At 49.0% G+C, this 12,053-nt stretch carries 7 protein-coding genes; all 7 read left to right on the top strand.

The window, feature by feature from the left end; genetic code table 11:
• Positions 1-17 precede the first annotated feature (17 nt).
• The 7 genes from QBE54_RS08765 to QBE54_RS08735 all read left to right on the top strand — a co-directional run bounded on the left by QBE54_RS08765 (position 18) and on the right by QBE54_RS08735 (position 12,028).
• Positions 18-2,129, top strand: coding sequence for a DNA topoisomerase 3 (locus QBE54_RS08765; protein WP_369017816.1), 2,112 nt, complete (start codon positions 18-20; stop codon positions 2,127-2,129).
• Positions 2,130-2,224: 95 nt separating this feature from the next.
• Positions 2,225-3,511, top strand: a complete 1,287-nt coding sequence (gene murA / locus QBE54_RS08760) for a UDP-N-acetylglucosamine 1-carboxyvinyltransferase (RefSeq protein ID WP_369017815.1) — start codon at positions 2,225-2,227, stop codon at positions 3,509-3,511.
• Complete coding sequence (locus QBE54_RS08755; RefSeq protein WP_369017814.1) at positions 3,501-4,517, top strand: rod shape-determining protein; 1,017 nt, start codon at positions 3,501-3,503, stop codon at positions 4,515-4,517. The genes murA and QBE54_RS08755 overlap by 11 nt, the downstream gene beginning before the upstream one ends.
• Before the next feature lie 5 nt (positions 4,518-4,522).
• Positions 4,523-6,109, top strand: a complete 1,587-nt coding sequence (locus tag QBE54_RS08750; RefSeq protein ID WP_369017813.1) for a SpoIVB peptidase S55 domain-containing protein — start codon at positions 4,523-4,525, stop codon at positions 6,107-6,109.
• Positions 6,110-6,114: 5 nt separating this feature from the next.
• On the top strand, positions 6,115-9,792 hold the full coding sequence (locus tag QBE54_RS08745; protein WP_369017812.1) for a translocation/assembly module TamB domain-containing protein: 3,678 nt from the start codon (positions 6,115-6,117) through the stop codon (positions 9,790-9,792).
• Positions 9,793-9,814: 22 nt separating this feature from the next.
• Positions 9,815-11,482: an outer membrane protein assembly factor gene (locus QBE54_RS08740; RefSeq protein ID WP_369017811.1), complete on the top strand. Its 1,668-nt coding sequence runs from the start codon at positions 9,815-9,817 to the stop codon at positions 11,480-11,482.
• An 18-nt stretch (positions 11,483-11,500) separates the two neighbouring features.
• Entirely contained in the window at positions 11,501-12,028 is a 528-nt protein-coding gene (locus tag QBE54_RS08735; protein WP_369017810.1) for an OmpH family outer membrane protein, read from the top strand.
• Positions 12,029-12,053: the final 25 nt, after the last annotated feature.

Below are 12,053 nucleotides of genomic sequence, written 5' to 3'. Positions count from 1 at the left end.
TGGAAAGGTGGATTGCAGTGGCAAAAAAGCTGATTATTACCGAAAAACCAAGCGTAGCCAGAGACATTGCTTCGGCTCTGGGAAAGTTTACTAACCATAAAGAGTATTTGGAAAATGAAACCTACGTCATCACCTGGGCACTGGGGCATCTGGTAGGCCTTGCAGAGCCTGAAGATTACGACAAGAAACTCAAGGTCTGGCGACTGGTGCTTTTGCCAGTTATTCCTGAAGAGTTCAAGCTTAAGGTGTTGGAAGGCAATCGAGACCGACTGAGAGTAATTCAAAAACTTATCAAGCGCCAGGATGTGGAGGCGCTCATCAACGCCTGCGATGCTGGAAGAGAAGGCGAACTAATTTTCAGGTATATTTACGAGTTTGTAAAATGCAAAAAGCCAGTGTTCCGGCTCTGGCTTTCATCAATGACCCGGGAAGCAATCCGGGAAGCCTTTCGTAATCTCCGTTCCGGGGAAGAGTTTACCAATCTGGCCGCGGCAGCCAAATGCCGCTCTGAAGGCGACTGGCTGGTAGGTATCAATGGTACCCGTGCTTTCACAGCTCGCTATCGCACTCTTTTGTCAGTGGGGCGGGTGCAGACTCCGACTCTCGCTATACTGGTGCACAGGGAGCGGGAAATTCAGGAGTTTGTACCTACACCTTACTGGGAGGTGTTTGCGCGTTTTGCTTCTCCGGAAGGTACGTATCTTGGGAAGTGGAGAAACGGAGAAGACCGGGTTTATTCCCAGGAGGAAGCGCAGACCATAGTCGAGCGGGTTCGAGGCGGGGAAGGCGAAGTTGTGGAGTTTGAAGAGCGCCAATCCAGCGAAGCGCCTCCTTTGCTTTACGATTTGACTGCTCTCCAGCGGGATGCCAATAAACTGCTTGGTTTTTCGGCCCAGCGCACCCTTGATGCAGCGCAGAAGCTGTATGAGACCTACAAGCTCATTACCTATCCCCGCACTGATTCTCGTTTCCTATCTGAAGACCTGATGGTGGTGGTTGAAAAGTCCTGGTCCATGCTGGGTGATTGTGGGTATCGAGAGCTGGTTGCGGGTGGGCTACCCCGGAATGCACTAAACAACAAGCGTGTCTTTGATAAGAGCAAAGTAACTGACCACCACGCCATTATCCCTACTGGGGAAGCCATTTACTGGGATACGTTGAACTCTGATGCCCAGAAGATAATGGACCTGATTGTCAAAAGGTTTATCAGTGTTTTTTATCCAGATGCGCAGTGGGCACACCGCAAGATACACACCCGGGTGGGAGAAGACCTTTTTGTAAGTAAATCCAAAGTTTTGGTGGAGCCGGGCTGGAGAAAGGTATACGGTGAGAAAGAGAGTGATCCCCAGGATTTTCTGCCTCGCTTGGAGAAGGGCGGAACGGTTTCTGTGGTTGATACCTGGTTTGAGGCAAAAGAGACCAAAGCGCCACCCCGTTACACGGAAGCTACCCTCCTTGCTGCCATGGAAAATGCGGGCAAATTTGTTGAGGACGAGGAGTTGCGTGAGGTTTTAAAGGAAAATGGCATTGGTACGCCGGCGACCAGGGCGAGCATCATTGAACGCCTGATTGAAGTCGGGTATGTGGAGCGGGAAGGAAAGACCCTGATTCCCACTCCCAAGGGTATGGAATTAATCAACATCGTGGAAGCCATACCTATAGAGGAACTGGCTTCTCCCCAGCTTACCGGTGAGTGGGAACGCAAGCTGCGGTTAATGGAAAAGGGTGATTATAGCCGAGATGTCTTTATGGAAGAAATTAAGCAGCTCACCGTGGAAATCGTGGAAAAGTTGCGTAATAAAGAGTACCAGGGAGAGCTGGAGAGAATCCATGTTCCAATTGGTCCCTGTCCACTCTGTGGAGCGCCGGTTTACGAAAACCAGAAGGCTTTTACCTGCTCTCGCTGGAAGGAGGGCTGTCAGTTTGTCGTCTGGAAGACCATTCTGGGCAAAAAATTAACCCGTACTCAGGTACGAAAACTGCTTGAAGAAGGCAAAACTGAAAAACTGTACGGCTTCCGCTCCCGGAAAAGCAAAAAGAAATTTTCTGCTGTCTTGGTTCTGGATAGCGAGGGGAAGATTTCTTTTGAGTTTCCAACTTCTCGCAAATCTTCCACCAAAGAAGAGTAAATTCGCAATTAGCAATTACTTTGGAGCCGGTTACCCGAATTGGGCTTTTTGTTTTATAATGGTTTTTAGCAAGAAAAACAAGGAGCAGGAACATTTTGGAAAAGCTAATTGTCCGTGGGCCAGTTTCTCTTCAGGGTAAAGTGCGTATTGGAGGTTCTAAAAACGCAGCACTTCCTATTTTGGCTGCTTCTTTGTTGGGTACTTCTCCCTCTTTGTTGCGCAATGTTCCTGACCTCCTCGATGTGCGTACCATGCTTTCGGTCCTTGAGAACGTGGGGGCCCAGGTGGAAAAAATTGACCGGCATACCTACCGCGTGGGACCAGCTTCGCTCCGAAATTGCGAGCCTTCCTACGAACTGATTAGGAAGATGCGAGCTTCCTTTCTCATAACTGGACCGCTCCTTTCTCGCTTGGGAAGGGCTAAAGTCCCTTTGCCGGGGGGCTGTGCTATCGGCTCGCGCCCCATCGATCTTCACTTGAAGGGATTTGCACACCTTGGTGTAGAAGTGATTCAGAGCGCTGGATACGTGGAAGCTAAGGCTGGACTTCTGCACGGGGGAGAAATTTATCTTGACTTCCCCAGTGTGGGAGCCACCGAGAACCTAATGATGCTGGCGGCGTCGATACCCGGAGAAACACTGATCATCAATGCTGCCAAGGAACCAGAAGTTGTCGATTTAGCTCGTTTTTTAACCCTGATGGGTGCAGAAATTCAAGGTGTGGGTACTGATGTAGTATTGGTGAAGGGTAAAAAGAACCTCCAAGGTGTGGAGTACGAGATTATGAATGACCGGATAGAAGCAGGGACTTTTTGCGTTGCTGCAGCAATCACTCAGGGTGAGGTGGAAATCGAGGGCGTGGACTTGGGTCACATCTTTCCAATCGTTACCAAGCTCGAGGAAACAGGTGCCCGGGTGGAGAAAACTGGCGAAAGGACGCTTCTGGTTACCATGCGGGAACGTCCTCGGGCAATCAATATAAAGACCATGCCCCATCCCGGTTTTCCCACCGATATGCAGGCTCAATTCACTGCTTTGCTTTGCATTGCTGAGGGAGTGAGCGTGATTACTGAGACCATTTTTGAGAGTCGCTTTGCCCATGTGGGAGAGCTGGAAAGGATGGGGGCTAACATTCAAGTGGAGGGAAGGAGCGTTATTGTGCGGGGAGTGGAAACTCTAAATGCGGCACAGGTAGCAGCTTCGGATCTACGGGCGGGTGCAGCTCTTATTCTGGCTGGTCTGGCTGCGCAGGGTGAAACTGAAATCAGTGGTTTATTTCATATTGATAGGGGTTATGAAGCTATTGAAGAGAAGCTGAATGCTCTGGGTGCTTGCATAAAACGGGTTAAAGATGCAGACAGGGGGAATGCGGATGTGGAATAAGCGATTGGGAATCGACCTGGGTACAGCGACCACGCTGGTTTATGTTCAGGGTAAGGGAATTGTTTTGAACGAGCCTTCAGTGGTTGCAGTTGCCAAAAACACTGGTAAGGTTCTGGCTATTGGTAGAGAAGCACGAGAGATGATTGGAAAAACGCCCGAGTACATCGTTGCCCATCGTCCCCTGAAAGACGGTGTTATCGATAATTATGAGATAACCAGAAAAATGCTTTCTTACTTCATCCAGAAGGTTTGCGGAAGGAGCATCTTTAAGCCCGATATCGTGATTTGCGTCCCTTCAGGGTGTACCGAAGTCGAAAAAAGAGCGGTGCTTGATGCTGCCTATCATTCTGGGGCTCGCAGGGCGTATCTTGTGGAAGAGCCTATGGCAGCGGCAATTGGGGCAGGGCTTGATATTACGGGGCCTTCTGGCAACATGGTAATAGACATCGGTGGAGGCACCACCGATGTTGCCGTGCTTTCCCTGGGAGGTATTGTGGTGAGTCGCTCTATAAGAGTGGCTGGGGATAAAATGGATGAGGCCATCGTCCGCCATCTCCGCAAGAAATTCAATATCATGATTGGAGAAAGGACTGCGGAACAAATTAAAATAGAGGTTGGCTGCGCGGTACCCCCCGACCAGGATAAATCAATTCAAGTAAAGGGAAGGGACTTAGTTTCTGGCCTTCCCAAGGAGATCACTGTTACGGCTTCTGAAATACACAAGTGCTTGACCGAACCCCTTTCTTCGATTCTGGAAGCGGTACGCATGGTGCTTGAACATACTCCTCCCGAACTTGCAGCTGATATTGGTGAAAAGGGTATTTGTCTCACTGGGGGCGGTGCGCTTTTACAGGGTATTGATGTTTTAATCAGCAGGTCCACGGGTACGGTGGCCTATGTAGCTGAGGACCCCATTTCTTGTGTGGCACTGGGAGCTGGTAAAGTTCTGGATCACCTGAAGGAGCTACGAGAAGGCTTCCTGTTTACCAAGGGGAGGAATCGCTGATTTTGATGCCTTCAAAAAGGGCGGGGATTTTTCTTTTTCTCCTTTTTTCGGCTATTTTTTTCTGGTTGCTTCCCTTAGTAGAGGCGGAAGAAACTGGTTATTTGCCTCTTTCTGAAGTAAAAATTGGCATGCGTGGGTATGGCAAGACCGTTTTCTATGGGACCAAAGTGGAAACCTTCGACCTGGAAGTGATTGATGTTGTATCTGGAAAAAGCATTGAAGATGCCTACTTTGTAATTCGCATCACCGATGACCGGGTGAGAGAGCTGGGAGGCATATCAGCGGGAATGAGTGGTAGCCCGATTTTTTTGAAAGACCGCATTGCCGGTGCTCTTGCGTACGGCTATGAGAGCAAAGACAACCTGATTGGCGTGGTTACTCCTATTGAAGCCATGCTTGCCCTCTGGGGGAGTTCTGGGACCCGTAAAAAAGAACAGCGTTCCCTGATGCTCGCTATGGGCCTTGGCCAGCGCGCAGCAAGCTTTCTGGAACAGCATGCCCCGGTGCGTGTGGCGCTTGCTTTCCCGCAACTCTTCAGGGGACGGTCTTCGGGAATGACTTCTGCTGTTCCGGAACTCGTTCCAGGCAGTGCTATTGGGGTACAGCTTCTAAGTGGTGATGCTGACATTTTGAGCATTGGAACACTTACTTACCTGGAGGGCGACAAATTTCTGGCTCTGGGCCATCCCTTTTTGCATTATGGCAAAGTAGCCTACTTTTTGTCTTCGATATATGTGAACTTCAGTGTGAGTGGTAAAGATTTTCCGTTTAAAGTGGGTACTCCTATAGAGGTAGTAGGTATTGTGGAAGAAGACCGCCAATCAGGCATTGCAGGTAGGATAGGGGTTTTTCCAGATTCCTGCGATTTACAGATAGTAGCCAGGGACAGAAACGGGTCCTCGCAGAGTTTCAACTTCAAGGTGGTGCAGGACGAACGGGTCCTGGCTGACATTTTGCCCTCGCTCTTTCTGGACGTCCTGGATCGGGTGCTGGATTGCCAGTGTAGTGGAACCATTGTGGTTTCGGTCAGGCTTCATGCTCGGGATTTCTCTTTCGAAGATCGTTTTTTCTGGACCAGCAAAACTGACGTAGCTGCTGAAGGGGCGAATGGCCTGGACCGTTTTTTGAGAGGTCTTTCCCAAAACCCCTTCTTTGAATTCCGTCCTCAGAGAATCTCCCTGGAATTTGAGCATTTCCCGTACTTTGGGTGGGGCAAGTTGGGTAGCCTCAGTTGTCCCGCCAGTGCTGAGCAGGGGAAGTTTATCGAAGGTGAGGTAACGGTGTTTCCCTATCGGCGAGAAACCATTACTTTCCCTTTTCGCCTCCCGGTTCCGGATAATTTCCCTTCTGGACGAGCAGAAATTGTTATCTGGGGTAAGGGGAGCGAATCGGAATCACGCCTTGAAGATACGGGAACTCCTATGAATATAAAAGAGTATATGGAAAAAATTACTGCTTCTGAAAAGCGCAACGGCTTTAAAATTGAGCTGCGGAGCCTGGAAAATGAGAGTGCCGGGTCTTACCTCATTGAGGTTCCAGTGCCCCTGCTTGTGGAGGGGAGTCTTTCTCAGGAGGTTCTCATAGGGAGGTAAAGGTTTTGGGAAAGTCGCTTCTTTGGATACTGGTTGCTCTGGGGCTGGTTGCAGCGGTTGGTGCGGTTTACGTACCGCTACAGTATGGGCTTCAGGATGCTTTTTTGAGCTGGACTGCGAGTTTGCCAGACGTGCATTTTGATTTTGAAAAAGTGCGCCTTGCTGGTCCTGGAAGTCTGGCGTTTGAAAATCTTCGGATTACTGGGAAGGGTTTTGCTTTATATTTTCCCAGGGCGTTTTTCCGTGTTCGCTTCCTTTCCTGGCTGGGTTTGGGAAAGGGGCCGGTTTTTCTGGTTTCCTCAAATCAGGTTCGCTTACAGGTTATTGATCTGAGCTTTTTACAAGCCTTCGCAGGCTTTGATTTCCAAAAGTTGCCCTCTTTCTCGTTCCGGGTAGAGGAGCTGATTCTGGAGGGTAAACGGCGCTTTTCGCTTGAAAACGCTGTTTTTGCCCGTGATGCTGAGGGGTTCAGGTTTTCGGCCTTCAAGGGTGAGGCCAAAATTTCCGGCCATTTCAATTTCGACCGTACGGTAGCTGTTGACTTCGCTTTTCCCTTGCAGGGGGATTCCTGGCAGGGTGAGTTACGTTACTCTTTGAGCGATGGCATGCTGTGGGGTCGCCTGAATAGCCCCCTTGAAGCTTCTCTGGAATCAGCACTGGTCTGGGATGAGGAAAAGAAAATGTTTTCCCTGGATAGCATTTCTTTAAAAAGTGCAGAAGATGCGTTTTCTTTTCAGGGCCGGGGAAGTGTAGATTTTTCTGAAAAATCGAGCCTTTTAGAGGGTAAAATCCAGGGACTGGGCGGGAAAGTTTTCGAGCTGGACGTGCAGGCCTTATTCGACGAGGAACCGCTGCGGGCTTTGTGGTGTTTAAAAGAGGAAGCGAGTTCCACCTCGCTTCAGGGTGAGCTGCGAGGTGGGAATGACCAGAAACTCTATTTTCAGGTTAAACCTGGGTCTCTCCTTCAGGGCGTGGGAGTGGCTGGAGAAGGGTATCTGGGTTTTGAAAACGGTGAACTGGTACTGGAACTTTCCAGTGCTTCCTGTTCGCTTGACGGTAACCCCTTCTGGAGCGGACTCGAAGGGAAGGGTGCTCTGCGCGGTACTTTACGTTTTGGAAAAGAAGGCCTTGAGAACGGACACCTGTTCTTTGCTTCGGATGCGTTAAACTTTAAGGAGTGGCAGCTGGAAAAGCCACGCCTGGAGCTTCGAATTACTGCAAATGGGACAGCTTCTGTATCTGGAGAAGCAGTTCTTTTTGGGGGTACCATCCAGCTTGCAGGCACCTGGCGGCAGGGTTCCTTTGATGGGAAGGGAGCATTCAGTCAGGTTTCCTTGCAGAGCCTGGTTGCTTCCTTTGCAAATTTGCCACTTGGTGGAACTCTGGATGGGAAAATCGATATAAAAGGGGAGAAAGACGAATTGCGCTTTACGTTTCTCCTTAAAGGAGGAGAAATATTCTGGGGTTCTTCGTACCTTGCTGAGGTTTCCGAAGGCCAGTTGCTTTTCAAAAGCGTGAACGACCTGGAAGCCCAGCTAAACCTCAAGGGAAAAGAGGGTGAAGCGCAGGCTTTTCTTACCAGGAAAGGCGAACGACTGGAGGTTGCCCTGAGGTTGCGAGATTTTCTTTTTGAGGCAGACCAAGATGGTTACCAGCTGGCTTTTCAGGCCAGCGGTGATCTGGAACTTGAAAAAGGCGAAGGAGAGCAGGCTTTCCGGGTTGCGTTGCATGCTCCGTTGTGGCGTTGGGCTGGTTTTGAGGGGAAAGACCTGGCTTTTGAGGGTTTCCTTGAGGACGAAAAGATAGCGGTGCAGGTGTTGGAGACCAGGATTTCCGAGCTGGGAAGATTGAAACTTTCTGGATGGGTGATTCCTGCTCAAGAAGTTTCTTTAGAAGGGGAAATTGCTGGGGTCACGCTTCCCGAAAATCAGTTTGCCTTACAGGGAAAGCTGGAAGAAGGTAGCCTTTCCATTAAGGGTCCCTGGGAAAGGGTTACCTTTGCCCTTCAGGGTAAAGGTAATAACCTCCTTTTGCGGGGTAGGCAGCTGGGTGAAAGTTTTGAAGTGCTTTTTGAGGGCAATCTGAAATTGCCGGGAAAAGGGGAGCATTTACCCCTCACCTCTTATCTGAGTCCGGAAAACTGGAATAAGGGCTTTGTGCGTGTGGTGGGTTTGGACTTGCGGAGTTTGGGGATTTCGCTTCTGGAGCGGTATCAGATTGAATCCAGCGGAAATCTCTTTCTCGAGTTGGATAGTAGCTCAAAAAACTGGATGCTTCGCGTTGAAGAACTCACTTTTTCCTATCCCAAATTGCCTCTCCTTTTGGGGAGTTTACAAGGCAGGTTTGATGGGAAGAAACTGGTGATTGAAGACCTTTCTTTAAAGGATACCTCGGGGAATCTGAAAGTAGGCCTTGACGGCATGTTGGACCTTGAGGAGAATCTGGTTGACGTTAACTGTTTACTTACTGTGGAACCCTTCTTGGAGATTCCCTGGCAGGACTTTTTGTTGCAGCTTTGTGGTGAAGGTAGAATCAGGTTCTGGGGGAAACTTGAGCAACCCCAGGTTGGGGGAGACGTCTTTTTGCGGGAGGCAAAAATTTTGCAGTCCGGACGGGAAGTGCTTGCGCTCACTTCCGTGGAGGGACAAATCACTCAGGAAAAATTGCATATTACCAGGGGAGAAGCTGTACTATCCGGTATCAGCGGAGTACTTTCGGGTGATTTGACCAGGGAAGGACTGGATGTGGCACTTTCTTTCCGTGGAGACTGCTCCCAACTGGGCCTTGGAGAAGCGCTTAGTGGCCAGCTTCTTGGTGAGGCTAAGCTTTCCGGAAGCTGGAAACAGCCTCTCTTGCAGGGTTCTTTGCTGGTTGAGGACGGAAGATGGGACCATACCTATCCGAATCGGCTCGCTTCGGAGGACACGGGTTTTTCCTTAGCAAGTGTTGAGCAAGTACTTCTTGACTTACCGGTGGATATCGAGCTTGAACTAAAAACCTCCAGCAAGCCCTTTGTGGTAAAGACCCGCTTCATGGAGGTTGCTCTTGCGGGAAACCTGCTTTTGCGGGCAGGCAATGGCGAAAGTAGCCTGAGTGGTACCCTGCAGGTTGTAGATGGAATGTACAACCTGGTTATGCGTAAGATACCGCTTGCCGGCAAGGTCTACTTTGGAGAACTTTTTGATCTGGAACCCCAGCTGGACCTTTATGGTTCTTGCGAGGTGGACGGTTATAAAATAAGACTTACTGCCCAGGGGCCCTTGAGCACATACCAGTTGAAGCTGGCTTCAGAGCCAGCCCTCAGTCGAGAAGAGATTCTTTCTTTGCTTTTCACTGGTGACCGTAATGCCTACGCTTCTCTTTCCGATATCAATGTTGGTCCACTCTTCTGGGAGCTTTTTTCCTTCCTTACTGGAGGTAAGGGAGATTTTTTGAGCAGTCTTTCTGGTTTTTTGAATCTGGAAATTAACCCAGTTTTTTCTAATGGTTCCTGGTTTTATGAATTAACCCTTGAAAAGAGACTTGGAAATGATTTAGTAATAGGGTATACTCAAGACTTAAGCGGAGGAGAGCACTCGGCCGTTTATTTTGATTTGAACGTGAATGAAAACTGGTCTTTCAAAACGGAAGTCGATAAGGAGAAAGGCTTGAGTTGGGAACTGGAATTTACGACCAGGTTTTAAATGCTAAACGGGGGGTTGAAAAGTGGCAAAGATAAGGTGGATGGGATTTCTAATTTTCTTTTTGATGTTGGTCTGGGTTTTTCCAGTTTTTGCTCAAGAAAGTTTTCCCCCGGTGGTTGCAATACGGGTGGAAGGAAACCAGCATATCAATGAGCAGCTTATTCTGTCGGCGGTTTCTCTCTCTTTGAAAGAACCTTTTAATCCTGAAAAAATTAAAAATGACCTTAAATCGATTTATGACCTGGGCTACTTTTCCAAGGTGTGGGTGGATACCAAGAAGTATCCAGATGGGGTAGAGGTTATCTACAAGGTTGAAGAATTCCCGGTAATCCAGGAAATTGCCATCTCTGGTAACACAGCGTTAAGTACTGAAGAAATCAGGAAGGTCATGATTGTTTCCCCGGGTCAGGTGATGAACTGGAAAATCTTCCAGCGTGACCTGGAGCGCATCAAAGCGCTTTACAGCGACAGCGGTTTTATTGTGGCCTATATAGATGGAATTAACTTTGAGAACGGCATTTTGCGTTTCACCATTCATGAGGGCATTATTGAAGAGGTGATTTTCGAAGGCCTTGAGAAAACCAAGGAGTATGTTTTGAGAAGAGAACTGGATTTTGAGCCGCCAGTAATTTTTGATTTTGCCCGTATTAAGAAGAATATGCAAAAGATTTATGACTTGGGATTTTTTGAAGACCTTTCCATGAAGCTTGAACCGGGTAGTGACCAGGAACATATCAAGCTGGTTATTGGGGTGGTTGAAAAGAAAACCGGTTTGGCAGGAGTGGGTGTAGGATACAACAGCGAAGAAGGCTGGCTGGGTTACGTCAGGTACCAGGAAGCCAACCTGGGGGGTAACGGTCAGAAAGTGGAACTTCGTTATGAGTTTGGCTCGCGTACCCTGTACCGGTTGTATTTTGAGGAACCCTGGTTTCTGGGAGACCCCACCCTGCTTGCTCTGAGCCTTTATGACCAGGTTAAAGAGCGGACTAACTACGAAAGCGGTGTAGAAATTGGGAAGTATGAGGAAGAGAGAATAGGTGGGCAGCTGGTGTTTGGACGCAAAATCAACGAAGACTGGGCCTGGCGCTTGACAGCCAAATCTGAAAGGATAGATATTACCGTTTTGGAAGGGGAGGCTCCCGATCGGGGTGGGGTGACCAATTCTCTGTCTCCAATGATTATTTATGACACCCGGGATAGCGTTCTTGACCCTAAGGAAGGGTGGTATGCTGCTTTAGAAGCTGAACTTGCTGGTGGGGCGCTCGGTGGCGACAATACCTTTGCCAAATACGTGCTGGATGTGCGCCATTTTATTGATACCGGTCCAGACACAGTGCTGGCTCTACGCCTTCTGGGTGGCACTGCTGATACACCGCTTCCCGACTATGAAAAATTTGGTGTTGGTGGAGTGAATACGCTGCGGGGATACGACCTCTTTGAGTTTGAAGGGGAAAAGATGCTGGTGTTTAACCTTGAATACCGCTGGACAGTTTCTGAAAACACCCAGGTGGTGTTTTTTGGCGACGCGGGTTATGCCTGGCCTTATGAAGAGCCAGTTTCTTTTGAGGACATAAAGACTGGTTACGGAGTGGGCATCCGGGTTGATACCCCCATCGGTCCGGTGCGCCTGGATTACGGTATAGGAGAACATGGGGGTCAAACCTATTTCAGTATTGGCCATACTTTCTAAAAAGAGAGGAGAGAATTTATGCGTGGACGTTTAGTGGTTGTAGCACTGGTAACGGTTGTTTCGCTGTTGGGCTTTTCTGTGGTGTCCTGGGCTGCTGCCAAACCAGCTGATGTAAAAATCGGTTTGGTGGATATTAACAAGGTTTTTGCGGCACATCCCAACACCCAGAAAATCGCTGATTTGGAGCAGAAGCTGCTCGATGAGATGCAAAAAAGGCAAGCCGAGCTTAACGAAAAAGGCAAAGGAAAAACTCGGGAAGAGGTTCAAAAGCTTGAAGAAGAAATGAACGCCGAGTGGAAGCCAGTTCGGGATGCCATGCTTGCTGAGCGCCAGGATTTGGTCAATCAGCGCTACCAGGATATTATTCAGGCAATCAAGCAGGTTGCTGAAGCACAGGGGCTTACTCTGGTTTTACGGAGTGAAGTGCGAGTTCCGGTGAGCCAGAAGGAACTCCTGGATATACCCCTTGTTTTTTATGGAGGCGTGGATATTACGGAACAGGTGCTTGCAGAGCTTGAGAAAGTAGTGGCTGCACAAAATAAGTAAAGAGGAAATCGAGGTCGAGCAATAC

It is taken from the genome of Thermatribacter velox (genome assembly GCF_038396615.1).
Taxonomy (GTDB): Bacteria; Atribacterota; Atribacteria; order Atribacterales; family Thermatribacteraceae; genus Thermatribacter; species Thermatribacter velox.
The sequence above is the reverse complement of the archived record's forward strand: the minus strand, read 5'-3'. Positions and strand labels throughout refer to the sequence as shown.

What these genes read in the sequence shown, in the direction of transcription:
- QBE54_RS08755 (WP_369017814.1), top strand. Translation starts at nt 3,501, where the DNA reads ATGTGGAATAAGCGATTGGGAATCGACCTGGGTACAGCGACCACGCTG.
- QBE54_RS08750 (WP_369017813.1), top strand. Translation starts at nt 4,523, where the DNA reads ATGCCTTCAAAAAGGGCGGGGATTTTTCTTTTTCTCCTTTTTTCGGCT.
- QBE54_RS08735 (WP_369017810.1), top strand. Translation starts at nt 11,501, where the DNA reads ATGCGTGGACGTTTAGTGGTTGTAGCACTGGTAACGGTTGTTTCGCTG.